Annotated in this window: 10 protein-coding genes; 3 read left to right on the top strand and 7 right to left on the bottom strand. The window is 41.8% G+C overall.

The annotated features are described in order from the left end of the window. Positions 1–99: 99 nt before the first annotated feature. Positions 100–453 carry a 4Fe-4S dicluster domain-containing protein gene (locus tag PQO05_RS18595; protein ID WP_174313634.1) on the top strand — a complete coding sequence of 118 codons (354 nt, stop codon included), beginning with the start codon at positions 100–102 and terminating at the stop codon, positions 451–453. Positions 454–762: 309 nt separating this feature from the next. Here PQO05_RS18595 and PQO05_RS18590 read toward each other — a convergent pair whose 3' ends face one another. The 4 genes from PQO05_RS18590 to PQO05_RS18575 all read right to left on the bottom strand — a co-directional run bounded on the left by PQO05_RS18590 (position 763) and on the right by PQO05_RS18575 (position 11452). After that, a complete protein-coding gene (locus tag PQO05_RS18590) occupies positions 763–2022 on the bottom strand; it encodes a cell shape determination protein CcmA (protein ID WP_273628942.1) in 1260 nt (419 codons plus the stop codon). 17 nt (positions 2023–2039) lie between these two features. Continuing rightward, complete coding sequence (locus tag PQO05_RS18585) at positions 2040–3662, bottom strand: RagB/SusD family nutrient uptake outer membrane protein (RefSeq protein ID WP_273628941.1); 1623 nt, start codon at positions 3660–3662, stop codon at positions 2040–2042. An 18-nt stretch (positions 3663–3680) separates the two neighbouring features. After that, on the bottom strand, positions 3681–6884 hold the full coding sequence (locus tag PQO05_RS18580; protein ID WP_273628940.1) for a SusC/RagA family TonB-linked outer membrane protein: 3204 nt from the start codon (positions 6882–6884) through the stop codon (positions 3681–3683). A 410-nt stretch (positions 6885–7294) separates the two neighbouring features. Then, positions 7295–11452, bottom strand: a complete 4158-nt coding sequence (locus PQO05_RS18575; RefSeq protein ID WP_273628939.1) for a hybrid sensor histidine kinase/response regulator transcription factor — start codon at positions 11450–11452, stop codon at positions 7295–7297. Positions 11453–11629: 177 nt separating this feature from the next. On the opposite strand from PQO05_RS18575, the gene PQO05_RS18570 reads away from it, so the two are divergent. Together PQO05_RS18570 and PQO05_RS18565 are read left to right on the top strand one after the other, a co-directional pair. Further along, a complete protein-coding gene (locus PQO05_RS18570) occupies positions 11630–12064 on the top strand; it encodes a carboxymuconolactone decarboxylase family protein (protein ID WP_273628938.1) in 435 nt (144 codons plus the stop codon). Between the two features lie 10 nt (positions 12065–12074). Continuing rightward, positions 12075–12473: a GNAT family N-acetyltransferase gene (locus PQO05_RS18565; protein ID WP_273628937.1), complete on the top strand. Its 399-nt coding sequence runs from the start codon at positions 12075–12077 to the stop codon at positions 12471–12473. Between the two features lie 89 nt (positions 12474–12562). Here PQO05_RS18565 and PQO05_RS18560 read toward each other — a convergent pair whose 3' ends face one another. The 3 genes from PQO05_RS18560 to PQO05_RS18550 all read right to left on the bottom strand — a co-directional run bounded on the left by PQO05_RS18560 (position 12563) and on the right by PQO05_RS18550 (position 16633). Then, entirely contained in the window at positions 12563–13996 is a 1434-nt protein-coding gene (locus tag PQO05_RS18560; RefSeq protein WP_273628936.1) for an MFS transporter, read from the bottom strand. A 38-nt stretch (positions 13997–14034) separates the two neighbouring features. Beyond that, on the bottom strand, positions 14035–14607 hold the full coding sequence (locus tag PQO05_RS18555) for a TetR/AcrR family transcriptional regulator (RefSeq protein WP_273628935.1): 573 nt from the start codon (positions 14605–14607) through the stop codon (positions 14035–14037). 103 nt (positions 14608–14710) lie between these two features. Beyond that, positions 14711–16633, bottom strand: a complete 1923-nt coding sequence (locus PQO05_RS18550) for a glycoside hydrolase (RefSeq protein ID WP_273628934.1) — start codon at positions 16631–16633, stop codon at positions 14711–14713. Positions 16634–16852: the final 219 nt, after the last annotated feature.

Genomic DNA, 16852 nt, shown 5'->3' with positions numbered 1-16852 from the left:
CTATGAGGATTTTTAAACCCCCGAAAAGCTTTTTTGTTATATTTGCAGTTGTATTTCCGAAAATACAAAGGTAACTCAGATAATAAGAATATAATAATTATGGCGATCAAAATCACCGACGAATGTATAAACTGCGGGGCATGTGAACCGGAATGCCCGAATAACGCTATTTATGACGCTGGCGCAGCGTGGCGCTTTTCGGACGGAACAGGTTTACGCGGGGTTATTGATTTTGGCGATGGCAACACGCTAAACGCAGAAGAAACCCAGGCGGCCCTGTCTGACGATATATACTACATTGTTCCTGATAAATGTACCGAGTGCGTGGGTTTCCACGATGAGCCTCAGTGTGCAGCTGTTTGCCCTGTTGATTGTTGTGTTGACGACGAAGATATCCGCGAAAGCGAAGAAGAATTACTGGCTAAAAAAGATTGGCTTCACATGGGTGAATAAGCTATTATCTGTTAGTTTTGAAAAAGGGTTTCGATTTATCGGAACCCTTTTTTGTTAAAGAAAGCTCGTCGTTGCGAGGTACTGCCTGTCCCGAATTTACTTCGGGGAAGCAATCTCAGACATACAGCGTGCTGGCTTAAATAAAGTAAAATCTCCTTTTTATTAAATAACCTACTCTCTTTTCAATATCATTTCATTCGCAACAAAATAAAAAGCCCCCATTGTTATCGCTAACAAATGAGGGCTAATAAACCTAAAATTAATCAACTGTTATCTCATATAATGGGGTATTGAAATTTCGCTACCTTATTATTTTACGAACAATACTTCGTCGAAGTACATGGTTTCATTAACATCGCCGGTCTGGCCTTTCAGGAAGAAACCAAGCTGTTGGGCAGGGGTTCCGGTTTTCCAGAAGTTAAGCGTTGTTGCATTGTCTGCCACAGTTGCCGAAGGCGGATCAAGCGGAATTTTAACGTAAGTCCACACATTGGCCGGTACTTTTACCGGTGTGCTGGTTTGGTTTTGCCCGTAGCCATTTGCCATTTTATCTCCTTGGATATTTAATACGTGATCAACCGTACCACCCTTAACCCAGAAAGTTAAGAATTTGTAAGCAGCATCATAAGGGAAGCTTGGGTACCAGTTGGCCCAGCCTTCAATTTGCCAGCCCCCAGCCGGATAGGTGGCCTTCAAAGATTTAGTACCAGATACAGAAGGCCCGGTTACCACACCAGATGGCCCCGACCATGAATTATCAGCCCATGAATTTTGGAAAGCGTCTTTAGCGAAAACTGCGTAGTTGTTATCAATGTCAACAAACTCCTGTGTGGTAGCTGCCTGCAATGTGTTGCTGCCTGAAGTATAGCTAAACAATAAGGTTGCTCTTGATGCTGTGGTTGCAGGCATTTTAATAACCAGTTGTTTGTCTGATTTAGACACAATAGTTGCTGATACTGTGGTCCCTTTAAGCGCAACTGCCGTTACCGAACTAAGCCCCGAACCTGTTAGCGTAAGCTGTCGGCCTTCAACGAAGTTATAGTCTGATACCGAAACTACAGTTGGTGCCGGTGGCAATACTGTAAATTTATAGGTAACACTGCCGTAAAGCGTAGTTATAACTAATGTATTGGGTTGTGGCTGCACGTAAGGCACAGTAGATGGGATATTAAATATTACCGTATTATCTGAATTAAGCGCACGGTTAAAATAGATAGATACACCATTTAACTGAATAGTAGTGGTGCTACCCAAATTGCTACCCATAACCGCATAATAGTTCCCCAGTTTACCAGTTGTGGTGGTTGAATCAAACGCTACTATTTGGGTTGTTGGGTTTGATGATGTGGTTGTGGTAGCGTTACCTTTCGAATCGTAAGTGGTATAGGTAGCTGTAACCGTATCATTAAGCGTTTTATTTACCGTGCGCACACTGGTAATGGTAGGCGCACCTTTGCCGCCAGTGGTGCCACCAACGCCGCCATTATCGTCCTTTTTACAGGATGCTAAACCCAGTATCAGCAAGCCTGCCAGTACAAGGTGATATTTTATGTTTAAGATCGTTTTCATATCAATTTCTTTATCACTTATTTAAATGTGTATGGAACCGGGGCTTTCAACAGGTAAGGATCGGCCGCAGTTTCGGTTACTGGTATAGGGAAAAGGAAGTTGGCATCAGTAGGTGTATAATAACCATCGCCATAACGTACATAATCGAGGTAATTAGCTGCTGCAGTACCTCCACTTGCGTCGCCCCTGTCTTGCTTACTGATAATACCGATAGCAATAGGATGTGAGGTAACGTTAAAGCCATCAATACGGCATAAATCAAACCAGTAATCCTGTTCTAAAGCAAACTCCAAACGTCTTTCTCTTAGCAGGTCGCTATAGGTGAACGATGTAACCGCAGGTACACCGGCACGCACCCTAACCATGTTAAAGTATTTTAATGCATTAGCATCGCTGGTTGATGCAGTCATTGAAATACCATGACCTACACCCGGATTAGCAGATTGGCCTAAAATAGCTTCAGCCTCAATTAATAAAACATCAGCATAGCGCATAATGTAAGTGTTATTGGCGGTAGCCTGTGCGTTGCCTTTATTGGCATTATCTGCAGGTGTACCTACTACATACTTTTTAGGCTCGGCATGTGTACCTTGTGAGCTTGCGCTTAATGGTAAAGTATAACCACCTTGCGCCTGGTTAATTTCGGCATAGTAGCTTCCCGGTAACATATAAGTAGCATGCCTGCGGGTGCTGTCGCCGCCTTCGGCTTTAAATGCATCCTGTAAATCAAATGTTGGGCCCATAGTACCATAACCATCACCGGTACCTGTAATAGTGCTGCTAAACGCCCATGATGCCTGGATAGAGTTACCATAATCGTAACCGCCGTTATATATCCATTGCATCGCCAGGATAGACTCTTTGTTATTGTTATTTGCAGTTAAGAACAAATCGTTAAACTTTGGTAACAGGGTAAATTCACCGCTGTTAATTACTTTTTCGGCTTCTTTTTGTGCATTGGCATAATCCTGCATGTACAGGTAAACCTTAGCCATCATAGCCGATGCAGAACCACTTGAACCGTGCCCTGTTGTAGCAACACCTGCATAGCAATTAGCCTCTGCAAACTGCAAATCACGGATCATAAACTTATATACATCAGTTACAGGGTTTAACGGGATGGTTTGGAAATTGTCTACAGCATCCAAAGGGTTCTCAATCAACGGAACCGCACCGAAAACACGTACGAGATAGAAGTAAGCTGTGGCACGCATTAAGTGCGCCTCGCCTAAAGCGTTATTTACTGCTGCTCTCGAAACAGATGCAGGCACTGTAGTAGGTAAGTTGTTAATGATACCGTTACATTGTGCAATAACCGTATAAGGAGAATCCCAGGCTGCCAGAATCTCTGAATTGGTGTTTGGAACGGAGAAGTTGCCAAACGCACTTACATCAGACGACCATGAACGGCCGTTACCGCTTGCCATCTCGGTGATAGCCCAGCCCGATTTATTGTTCCAGCCAAACCATGGCGAACCATATAGGCCATTGGTGCTGGCATTTACCTGAGCCTCGGTCTGGTAATAGTTACCAACCGTTGTGGCCGATTCGGGTGGGCGGTTAAAAAACTCTTTCTTACAACCCGTAGCTGTTATAACTACTGCGGCTGCGCTTAATATATATTTTAAATGCTTTTTCATTTCAAAATCTCTTAAATGTTAAAACTGTACATTAACCCCAACTGTCCAAACACGCGGAGCCGGATATCTGCCCAGGTCAAGGTTCATTAAAGTAGGGTTCTGGTTAAATGAACCTACTTCAGGGTCGAGGCCTGGATACTTGGTAATTACAAACAGGTTTTGGCCGCTCACATACACCTTTAAGTTGGTTACGTCAATTTTGGTTGCCCATCTGGCCGGTAGGTTATAGCCTAAGCGTACGTTTTGCAAGCGCAGGAATGAAGCACTCTCCAAAAAGCGGTCAGACATTACCAGGTTAGGGTTGGTGATACCAGAACGTGGGGCAGGGATATTTGAATTAGGGTTAGTTGGCGACCAGTAGTTAATAGCCGAAGCCAATTGGTTCTGATACATACTGGCTAAACCAGAAGTTTGATATTCTAACACGTTCAGGATTTTACCACCGTATGATCCGTAGAAGAAGATAGACAGATCGAAATCTTTGTAGTTAAATGTGTTGGTGAAACCATAGGTAAAAGTAGGGTTGGGGTTGCCCAATGGTACACGGTCATTGGCATCAACTTTACCATCATGGTTGGTATCCTCATACTGTAAGTCGCCCAGCCAGATAGATTGCTGATTGCTTGGATCGTTAGTAACCACCTGGTTAAAACCCGCCACGTTTTGCGGGTGGGTAGCCAGGTATTGTAATTGCGCCTGGGTTTTTACAACACCCTGTACTTTGTAACCATAAAACTCGCCGATTGGTGCGCCAACAATGGTGCTGGTAACCGGTAAAGTAACATAAGCAGTGGTAATTGACTGGTTAATGGCCGGAGCACCATTCAATGATAATACTTTATTCACATAATGGCTAAAGGTTAAAGTAGTATTCCATTTAAAGTTTTTAGTCGAGATATTTCTGCTATTTAAAGTTACCTCGATACCTTTGTTGCCAATTTCGCCGGCGTTGATATACGGTGCGGCAATACCAGCCGGGTTATCACCATACTCGTTAGGGCCGCCTAACAAAAAGTTAGGTAATGGCTTTTGGAACAGAAAGTTTTTTGATGTTTTATCGTAGTAATCGAAGCTACCATCAATACGGTTAAATAAGGTGAAATCAACACCGATGTCTTTCTGGATCGCTGTTTCCCATTTTAGGTTGGGATTGGCTACGTTAGCTACGATGTAACCTGTACCAAATGCGGTTGGTACAGCTTTAAGGCCAGCACCGTATACATAAGTGGGTACGTTTGAGTTACCTGTTGTACCATAGCCTCCACGAATTTTAATGTTGTTGACAACATCTTTAATGCCCGACATAAATGACTCGTCAGACAATCTCCATGATGCAGCAACACCCGGGAAGTAACCGGTTTGGTGTCCTTCGGCAAAGTTTGAAGTTTTATCGCTACGGATGTTTGCCGTAACACTGTACTTGTTGTTGAAGGTGTAGATAACACGTGCCAAATACGACTCCATTACCTGGCTGTTCTTATTTTCGGGGATGCTTGATGCTACCGAGTTGGCCAGTGCAATACTTTGCACGTTATTACCGGCAATGAAATTTGAGCCCGAAAGCGGAACGTTATCATACTGAGATTCCCAAACCTCGCGGCCTGCTAATGCTGATAACGAGTGGCGTCCCCAGGTGTGGTTGTAATTAAAATATTCTTTCCAGCTCCAGTAAGTACTGTTGCCAATTAAACGGTTTAACGTAGCCGTTGGGTTGCTGATCAGGTACTGTGTTGGTGTACCTGTAGCCCCGTAGCTATAAGTAGGATTAAACGTTTGTGCGTTGCTCCAGTTAAAATCGCCGTCAATTTCAGATCTTAAGGTCAGATCTTTAAAGAATTTGATTTCGGCATACATATTACCGGTTACATTACTGCGGGTTAAGGTATTGCTAACAGCTGATGCCTGCTGAATTGGGTTTAAACCACCTTCGCGGGTACCTTCGGGTGTTACGTAAGGGCCTGCAAAGCTTCCGTCAGCATTGTACACCGCCTGATCTGGAGCAGCTAACAAGGCATTATAAATAATACCGCTGTTATCACCTAACGACATGTGTTGCTCGCTGCGGCTTGCCCCAAAGGTTGAACCGATTTTTAACCAGCTTTTAGCTTGTGAATTTACTACGCCACGGAATGAGTAACGCTTAAAGTTAAAACCTAAAATGGTACCATCCTGGTCTAAATAACCGCCAGATACATAATAGTCTGATTTATCAGTACCGCCTGATACAGAGATATTGTGGTTCTGCATAAAAGCTGTGCTGAAAATCTGTTTCTGCCAATCGGTACCCGGGCCTAAAATGCTAGGGTCAGCAAATTCAGACCGCGGGGTTATCCGATAAGCAACTGCTAACTGATTTTCTAAAGTGGCGTATTGCTGTAAGTTCATCATATCTAAAAACTTACCTTGTTGCTGCCAGCCAGCATAACCATCATAAGTGATATGTGCCTGGCCTGCTTTTCCTCTTTTGGTGGTGATGATAATTACACCGTTGGCACCACGGCTACCGTAAATTGCGGTAGCAGAAGCATCTTTCAAAATGTCGATTGATGCAATGTCTGTAGGGTTAAGCATAGCCAATGGGCTCACGCTTACTTCCTGGTTACTGCTACCCGGCGAGTTTAAGGCTTGTGTACCGGCGTTACCCTGTATCTCAACCCCGTCAATTACATACAAAGGCTCACTTGCGCCAAATGATGTAATACCACGAACGTGAATTGAGGTTGAGCTACCCGGTGCGCCTGAGTTTTGAGTTACGGTGATACCCGCAGCTTTACCTTGCAGCATCTGGTCAACGCTGGGTTGCGGAATGTCGGCAATTTGCGCGGCTGATACCGATGAAATGGCACCGTTAATATCCTGCCTTCTCTGGGTACCGTAGCCGATACCTACTACAACCACATCTGATAGGGTAGTGGAGGTTGTTTTTAAAGTTACATCTATGGTGGTACGCCCGTTGATGGCCACTTCCTGGCGTTGCATACCAATAAATGTATAAATAAGTGTTTGGGCCGTTGCGGGTACATTGATACTGTACCTACCGTCTACCCCTGTAATACCGTTGCCTTTACTGTTCTTAATAGTAACGGTTACGCCCGGTAGGGCAATGCCCTTGTCGTCGTACACGGTTCCTCTGATTGTGGTGGCATTGCCTTGTGCCCTGACTGAGGAGCATAGGTACATGCAGAAAACAAACAGCAATGCTATTCGTAAAAATTTTCCCATAATTTAACTTAGTTGATAATTGATTTTTAATTGGCTTACGAGCTATTTCTCTTCCGGTTGAAGACCCATTTCTTGTCATAAACGTGATATATGCAATCGATTCCACAAAAGGGCTGACGGTTGCCATTAACGACGGTTTTAAATAAGAATAAGTTTACAAGAGGATAAACGGTTCGTAATTCATCACTAAAACTATGGGTTATACAATTTTAGGTTGTGTAAAAATAGGGGTACAAATGTCAACTTTGTTTAATATATTGATTTTCAATTTATTAAACTAATAATAAGGTGTTGGATAGACACAAATGTGTACCCTTTTGGTATTATTTAAACAATACCTAAGCATATTTAAACATTGCCCATGTTAAAATATGATGACATTTGAGGCCCGAAAATCGCGCTTTTAAAGCTTACTCCTGTTCAACGCTTTCGAGGTATTTGGATGGAATGGTGTTAAACTCGGCCTTAAATAATTTTACAAAATACTTTTGGCTCTTGAAGCCTACTTTGTGGCAAATTTGTGAGATGGTTAAGTGTCCGCTTTCCAGCAATTGCACGGCTCGTTTCATCCGCATAGAGCGTACCAGTTCGTTAGGTGTTTTGCCGGTTAGGGTCAGGATCTTTTTGTAAAGAGTATACCGGCTCACATACATTTCCGAGCTGAGTTCTTCTACCGAGAAATTAGGGTTCGATATATTGTTATCGATCAGTACCAGTACTTTTTTAATAAACAATTCGTCCGGCGATTCAACCTGCATTTCGGTTGGGTTGGCTTCTACCTGTTTCTGATAGGTTTTGCGCATGGTTTCCTGCTGATACAGGATGTTGCGGATCTTGGATTGCAGGATCTCGAAATTGAACGGCTTGGTCATGTAATCCGTAGCACCGGTTTCCAGGCCTTTCAATTGTTGTTCTTCGCCGGTAAGTGCGGTAAGCAGAATCACCGGGATGTGCGTGGTACGTGGATCATTCTTGATCTTGATGCATAAATCACTGCCATTCATTTCGGGCATACTGATGTCGCTCACAATCAGGTTTGGGTGCTGGGCGAGGGCTTTCTGCCAACCTTTCTTACCGTTTTCTGCTTCGATGATGTTGAAAGAATCTTTCAGGTTATCCTTTAAATAAAACCTGAAATCTTCATTATCTTCTACCAATAATACGGTGAGTTTTTTGGTGTCTTTACGTTCTTTCTTGCTTTCGGGTTGTTCTGGGATAAAATGATATGGTTCTATAAGTTCTATATCCTCGTGTACAATTTCCAGGGGCAGGTCAACTAATAAAGAATCATCAGCCTGTACCAATTTCAGGCTTACGGTAAAGCAACTGCCTTGTCCAGGCTCGCTCTCCACAGAAATTTCACCATTATGTAGCTTCACAAATTCTTTGCTGATTGATAAGCCAATGCCGCTGCCCTGGTTAAGCATAGAACCTGGTATGTCATTCTGAAAGAAAGGTTCGAAAATGCGGTGCTGTTTTTCGGCCGGGATACCAATACCGGTATCCATCACTTTAATTTCGAGTGTAAATGAATCAGTTTCTTCTTCATCGGGTATCAAATTAAGCAATACACTAACCTGGCCGCCTGTCTGTGTAAACTTGTAGGCGTTTGAAAGCAGATTGAATATAATGCGCTCAACTTTATCATGATCGAATGGGGTGTAAAATTGATCAACCTCGCTATCAAATATAAAAACGATGCTTTTTTGATATGCAATGTCATTAAACGAATCGCACAGGTCTTTAATATACCGGATGATATTGCCCGTTTTGGTATGCAGCTGCAATTCCTGATATTCCATTTTGCGGAAATCGAGCAACTGGTTTACCATGTGCAGCAGGCGTTTAGCATTGCGGTTAATGAGTTCTAACTGGCGTTGCAGATCGGCATCTTTGGCTTGTTTCATCAGCTTATCAACCGGGGCCATAATGAGTGATAACGGCGTACGGAACTCGTGGCTTACATTGGTAAAGAATTTGATCTTCATTAAATCCAATTCGTGCATGCGGCGGGCTTCTTCACGTTCTTTTTCAATGGTAAACTGTAGTTTCAATTTATCAATACCACGTTTGCGAATGAAGAACAACAGACCGATAGAAGCAAGCGTATAAAATAAATAAGCCCAGGTTGTTTTCCAGAAAGGGGGCAATACGCTGATATGTAATATTTTTACTTTATTATTCCAGTAATCGTTATTGGTGGCACGTACTTTAAATGTGTATTCGCCAGGGTCGAGATTGGTGTAGGTAGCTGTTCGGATCTTGTTATCAGCATTGATCCAGTTTTTGTCGAAGCCACTCATCATATATTGGTACTTTACCTTATCGGGGCTAAAGTAATTAAGCGCTGCAAATGTGATGGAGAATACGTTGACATTGTATTTTAACTCGATAGAGTCTGACCCGGTGATAGATTTTGGTAAAACCACCCGACCCATTACTTTCTCGCCAACACCAACCTGCTGGTTAAATACATTGAAATCTGTAAACAAAATTTTCGGCACATCGGTATTCATATACATTTCCGAAGGCTTAAACAGGTTAAAGCCGTTGGCGCCACCAAATACCAGTTCCCCTGCCCTGGTTTTGTAGGATGAGTTTTCATTAAACTCGTGCCCCTGCAAACCATCGCTTTCATTGTAATTGAGAAAATGAAACTTTAACGCACCGCCTATCTGCGATATCATGATTTTAGAAAGCCCGTTTGTGGTACTCACCCAAACCGTATGCCTGTCGGTTTCGTGCATATCAATAACCGTGTTGTCAGGCAGGCCGTCCTGTTTGTAAATATTGGTGAACTTACCTGTGGCCGGGTTAAAAATGCTGATGCCTTCGCGGGTACTAATCCAGATTAAGCCACGGCTATCCTGTAAAATATTATTAGTGTTATTATTAATCAGGCTGTTAGGGTTATGCTCATCATGGATATAGTGCATAAACTTGCCAGTTTTCTTAAGCAATACATCTACCCCATAAGAGGTTACCACCCACAGGTTTTTCTGCCTGTCTTCTAAAATAGCGCTCACATAGTTGGAGTGGATACCATCTGGTTTATTGGTGATCTTGTTATAAAATTTCCCGGTTTCCCGGTCAAACTCGTTCAAACCACCGGCCAGGGTGCCAACCCATATATGATGCCCGGAGTCTTCGTAAATGGCACAAACCCGGTCTTCCGATATAGTGTTGGGGTTATTGCTGTGTTTGTAATGGGTAAAGGTTTTGCCGTCAAAACAATCCATTCCACCAAAATAAGTACCAATCCACAGTTTCTGGTCGTGATCCAGGTACATGTACACAATTACATTATTGGTGAGGCTGTTTTTATTATTGGTATCGTGCAGGTAAGTTTTAAACGTACCTCTTTTGCGGTCGAAGTAAATTAATCCGCCGCCGTTGGTGCCTATCCAAAGGTTGTGTAACTGGTCTTCGGCAAAGCAGTTAATGTCGCTAAAGCTGATACTTGTTGGATCGGAGGGGTGGTGCGTGTAATGCGTAAACTTAATAATATTTGGGTGGTAATAGCTGATACCGTGCTTGTAGGTACCTATCCAGATGATATCTGTATCGTCCTTATAAATAACTACCGTGGTGTTTTGGGCGATGGTTTTATTATCGTCCTCGCGGTTAAGGAGGTAGGTGATGGTAAAATCCCTTTTATCAAGAATGTTTATGCCGCCATGGTCGGTAGCAACCCAGATGTGATTTTTATCTTGCTGAATTACGTTTGATATCACATCTGTATTCAAATGCGTATTGCCAGCCCCCTTATCAATATGCCTGCAAATATTTTTAACCGGGTTAAAGTAATATACGCCTGATGAATAGGAGGGCACAAAGGCCCAGATATCATCCTGTTTATCTATAAAAATTTTGTAACTGTTATTAACCCCAGCCGGCAATGCGCTAAACAATTGCGAGCGGTAAACAACCTGGTAGTTTTTATGCGGATCGAGTTTCTCGAGCATACCATCGGCGTAAGCCAGCCAGATATTGCCTTTAGAATCCTGCGACATATCGGCCACCGAATTGGCATGGATGGATGTGCTATTTGCGGTATGCTTAAAGTGTATGGTTTGGTGCAATAAAGGGTTATAAAGCCATATCCCCTGGTTAACATGCAGAAACCAATAATTACCTTGCTTATCGCTTCTTAAAAATGCAAGGTATGAATCAGGTATGTTTATGGTTTTTAAATACCCTCTAACATTATGGCTGAATCTTTCTGTGGCAGGGTCGTAAATGTTGAAGCCGTTACGTGTTTGTACCCAAAGCTTATTGTCGGGGCCTTCAGCCATGCTGATAATAAAATCATCATCAAGGCTGGTGGTATCGCTTACCGAATGTTTGAAAACTTTGAACTTATAACCATCGTATTTATTTAAGCCAGATGCAGTGCCGAACCACATAAAGCCCATTTTGTCTTTTAAAATGCAGTTTACCTGGTTATGAGAAAGGCCATTATTAATATCGAGGTGCGAGAACTGAAACTGGTTACCTTGCGCCCGTACACTAACTACAGTAAATAGCAATGCAATGCATAGCAATAACTTATCTCTCACAGCAATCATCAATATTAAAATAACTCAGGTTTTTAGTGCAGAATACACTAACTCAAATATATCAATATTTTCTTATGAAGAAAATAAGGAATTATAAGATAGCTGGACTATCTTGTTTTTTAATTCTGGACGATATAGGTAGTCCTGACGGCACGTATGTTTGGTATATACATCAATAATTAATACATGTCTAAACGTAAAATACTTAGAGAGGTCGATCCAAAAGCATTTAATACCATGATGGCCTTCGAACGTTATTTGGCCGAAAGCTCACTGACTAAAACTCATGCGGAACTTATCAAGATCAGAATATCGCAAATTAATGGGTGTGCATACTGTCTCGATAAGCATATTAAAGATGCTTTATCGTATGGCGAACGCGGTCAGCGGATCCATTTATTAGCTGTTTGGCGGGATACTGATTTTTTTACGGCAGAAGAACAGGCTATATTAGCTTTAGCCGAAGCTATAACACTGATAAGCACTGGTGTAAGTGATGCGGTTTACGATAATGCTATTAACCTGCTTGGCCAACAATATACTACAGAAGTAATGATGGCTGTTATTGCCATGAATGCCTGGAACCGCGTGGGTATAACAACAGATAGAAAACCAGAATAACCTAACGAATATGAATATCACCTACAAAACCGATGTTAAGCCTACCACACAACAAATTATCGATTTATATAATAGTGCCGGACTGAAACGCCCTACAGATGACGCGGAGCGGATTGGTAAGATCTACGAAAACTCCAACCTGGTAATTACCGCCTGGGATGGCGATCTGCTGGTAGGGGTATCGCGTACCTTAACCGACTTTTACTATAGCAGTTACCTGGCCGATTTAGCGGTAAAACTGGAGTATCAAAAAGAAGGTATTGGTAAAAAATTAGTGTACTTAACCAAAGAAACATTGGGCGACCAATGCATGATGTTATTACTATCTGCAGCAACCGCTATGGAATATTATCCAAAAATTGGTATGGATGCTGTAACAAATGGCTTTATTATCAATCGAAAACAATAACACAACCGTTCTTTATAGTCAGTTAGTGAAAATGCCTTCCTGGTGTGGGAAGACATTTTCTTTTATTATATAACTATATAGGCCGTAATTTATAAAGCTCCTTTGTGATGGTCTGTTTTTTGGAATACAAAAAGTAGTGCCAATACAGCAAAAGCATATCCCATCAGGCAATATAATGCAGCATGATACCCGGCATCAAAGTTTCCTTTTTGATGTGTTACATAAAAGAATACCCCACCAATCATACTCACCCCCAAAGCAGATGAAAACTGCTGTACTGTAGAATAAATGCCACTGGCTACTCCCGCCTGATCATGCGGCACATCTTTTAATGCAATTTTCAAAAATGATGGTACCAGCATACCTGCGCCCAAACCATAACATACAAAGGTTACAATGATGGCTACAAAAGGGATGCTATCTTTAAACCATATCAATTGCGTGGCGAACGAAATGATGAGCAATAAACAAGCGATCTGCAATAGGCCAGTACCGAATTTTGAGGCATTTTTGATAGACCAGTGCGATGAGAACATAAATGCAAAACCCAGTATCACAAAATAGCTGGCTGAAGTCAATGGGTCAACATGGTGCCCGGTTTGCAAAAATAATGCACATGATAACAGAAATGCGCTGAACAAGGCAAAGTAAAAGAACACCATACCCAGACCTAAATTAAAGCTCCTGATCTTGAACAGGTGCAAGGGTAGTAGAGCACTCTTCTCCTTTTTTATACGGTTGTATTGATAGCGAACAAAGGCAAAAAGAATAAGGAAAGAAACAGCCAGCAACTCAAATGTCCACGCAGGCCAGCCCAGTTCGCGGCCTTGGATGATAGGGTAAATAAGCGCTGATAGCCCGGCTGTAAGCAACAGTACACCGCCCATATCGAAGTTCGCTTTTTTAATGATCTTCGATTCGGGGATAAAGAAGGTTGCCATAGTAACCGCAATTACACCAATAGGTACGTTGATCAAAAATATTAAACGCCAGGGCTCGTGCATCCAATGGGCAGTAACAAAATAGCCACCCAAAAACTGGCCCATTACCGATGCTATACCCAGAGTAATGCCGTAATAGCCTAAAGCTTTGCTTCGATATTCGCCATGTTTAAAGTTAAGTTGAATAAGCGTTACGGTTTGCGGTACTGCAAAACCTGCAGCAATACCTTGCAAAAAGCGGAAAATAATGAGCTGCTCAATACTACCTGCATAACCGCAAAGGGCAGAGGCAACGGTGAAAACAAATAAACCACCCATAAAAACTTTCTTACGGCCAAAATGATCACCGGCACGGCTGCCTGTAATTAAAAATACAGAGTAACCAACCAGGTAAGAGGCAATAATGCCTTGTACCGCTGCATCTGATGCATGAAAATAACCTTGTATGGTAGGCAGGCTCACATTCATGATAAACACGTCTATAACGGTGATTAGCGGAGCCAAAAGTATAGTGAAAAGAATAAGCCAGGGAAATTTCTCAACTGTAGAAACAGGTGTTGAGGGTGCCAGGTCTGTTTGCATAATGATATAAGTTAATGATGAATAGGGTAGATAAAATTTTAAATGTTTTGAAGCAGATGAGCGACCACTTTTTTAGAATCGTCCAGCGGTTGGGAAGTATTAAACAGTGTTGATTGCAGAACCGCACCTTCCGACAAGTTAAAGATCATGCCGGTCATTTCGTCTAAATCCTCTTTCGGGTAAGGGCTTTTAATAGCCTTTAACTGTTCGCCAATAAATGTTTTAATGGTGTTTTTGTGAGTGCGGATAATATCAGCAGAGCTTTCATTCAGATTTGGCAATTCATACACCACGCGTGAAAATGTGCAGCCTTTAAAATGATTTCGTTCCAACCGCCATTTTCTAAAGTCGAAAAATGCCAGCAATTTTTCTTTACCATCGGGCAAACAGCCTGTAAACTCGTCGATTTCAACCTGCCATTGATCTTTGTGTGTTAACAGGTATTCGTTCAGCAATAATTCTTTTGAGGCAAAATGCTGGTATAGGCTCGATTTCGCAATCTGTGCCTCGTCAATAATCTGGTTAATACCGGTAGCCTGGTAACCCTGTTCATAAAACAAACGGCAGGCCGTTGTCATGATCCGTTCTTTTACTCCTGCCAGCTCTTTCATACTGCTTAATTGAATATGAAAGCAAAGTTACAACAAAACAGACAAGTCTGTCTGATTACAAGATCATGTAATTGTAAAAACAGACAGACTTGTCTGATTTTGTTTATTCAGTCATCAAACTTGCAAAGCAAACGGCCGGTAATGTGAAGTGTGCTTCGCCATTTACAACCTCAATTTTCGATCTCTTTTTCATCGATAGTTTGGTTGATGTAATGTATAACACTAACTTTTTGTGGGTTTTAGGTAAGCCTGATATTATGAAACCGCGTTTAGCGCCATTGTTTATCAGATGTACAGTTGCATCATCTGTTTGGCTATTGATTAAAGCTGCGCAGGTCACATCCTCCTGATCGGCTTGGGCAGCAATATAAATCGAGTTTTTAGGTGTTGATGCCAGTTGTTTCAAATTCCAAAAACGTTGGCCAGGATGCAAGGGCTCATTATTGCCAAAAATACCGCCACCAATTAAGGGCGAATAATCGGCTGTAAGTTGCCATTGCAATATGGTGATGGGTTCACAAATTTTTAATAAGCGTAGGTAAAGGTTAATTTCCTCAATAGCATACGTTTGCTCCTGAAATATGTCAGGGTAGTTCCAGGCAGCAGCATCAATACTACCTTCGCCAACAATAAGCGGTGCATTGATCTTTTTAGCAGCATCGGCCCATTTTTGTAGGGTTTCGGTTTTCCAACCACGCCAAGAGTGGAATGAAATAGCACCAATATATGGCCTCGCATCTGGGTCATTCAAAGCGGGATAAATAAACTCGTAAGTAGTGGCATCAGAGTTATCACCCAGTAGCATTTTAGTTTTTAAACCTCTTGATACAAAATAAGCACCGAGTCCCTTGATTAAAGTATTGTGCTCCTGGGCGGTTACACGTACGTTAATACCTAAATCCGATTCGTTAAATGAAAATAAGCTAACGTCAACACCGAACTTATCTTTCAAATAAACAATGTAATCGGTTATTGATTTATAGGTAGCCTGCATATTCTCCGGGTTAAGTGAATTCCCCCATTGTTCGCCCGGTTTAGGTTGGCGATAATGCGGCTCGCCAATGATAGCCCATTTTGGTGCATTCCATGATGTTAGTATAATGGGCATGCCGATGCGTTGCAGGCGTTGCGCCATTTCCATCGATTCGCGTACATGGGCATTAAGATTACCGTTTGGGTCTTGCAATAGTGGATCAATGTCTTTCTCAGGTTGCCATTGAGCGAAAGGCATTTCCACCCGTCCCCAAGCAACTCGCATATTGTTTAGGCAATAATCAATAACCTCAGGGTCTGTATCTGGCTTTTGCAGGCGGAAATTGCCACCGAAGCCTACAAACACCCGGCCCTGGTTACCTGCATCTAATCTAACCTGCACTGGTTTTTTATTTGTTTCACCCGAAACGCTTATGGTAAATTCCTGTGTAGTATTCTGGCCTTTTGCAATATTGCCGGTTTGTACAGGTACATAAAGTTCAGTACCGTTGCTGTTCTTTTTTATAATAAATGATGCTGCATCTTTAAAGCTAAACTTTAGTTGCTGTCTGGCATTTATAACAGTAATTTCTTTGGAGATAATCTTAAGATTCTCTGGTCTTAGCTGAGCAATATTATATGAAATAGAGCTACCCTTTGCAGTTATAGAACCATTATTGTAGGTAGTAGGAAGGTTTAACTTAAAAAACACACCTTCGATGGTCATATCACTTTTTGCAGTAGCTTCAATTTTGATTTTTGCCTTCCCGTTGCCTGCATCTTTTACAGTTTCAACCAGTAATAAACTATCAATTGCTGTATTTACAATTTGTTTGTTCCCATCCCTGGTGTATTTGGGTTGTTGCGCTTCTTTGCGGGTGCTTGAGTTCCTGGTCCATCCCTTATCAATTATCGTTAACGACGATTCAAAACTGAATAGCTGGCCACCTTTGCGAATACCATCGAGGTTTCCCCAAGGCTGTAATTCTGTTTGTGCACAGGCGATATCCGAAAATATGAGCAAAAAAAATACAAATGTGATGCAGTGTTTCATCGAAATAGATTGTTTAAGTAGGTGTTTAAGTTCATAATTGGTTACTTTTTCAACCTGCTATAGATATAGCAAGGGCTAAAAAATAATATAGTAATTTATACTATGTTAAAAGTATTAACAATGAAGAAATATAAATAATACTTTTTTATCAATTGATTGGATATTTACCCTAGGTTTTTCGCTAAAATCTTACATAATAAGCTTACTTATTTAAGTAAG

The sequence above is a fragment of the Mucilaginibacter jinjuensis genome, from assembly GCF_028596025.1.
Lineage (GTDB): Bacteria > Bacteroidota > Bacteroidia > Sphingobacteriales > Sphingobacteriaceae > Mucilaginibacter > Mucilaginibacter jinjuensis.
Note: the sequence above shows the minus strand (reverse complement) of the source record. Positions and strands in the feature narration are given on the sequence as shown.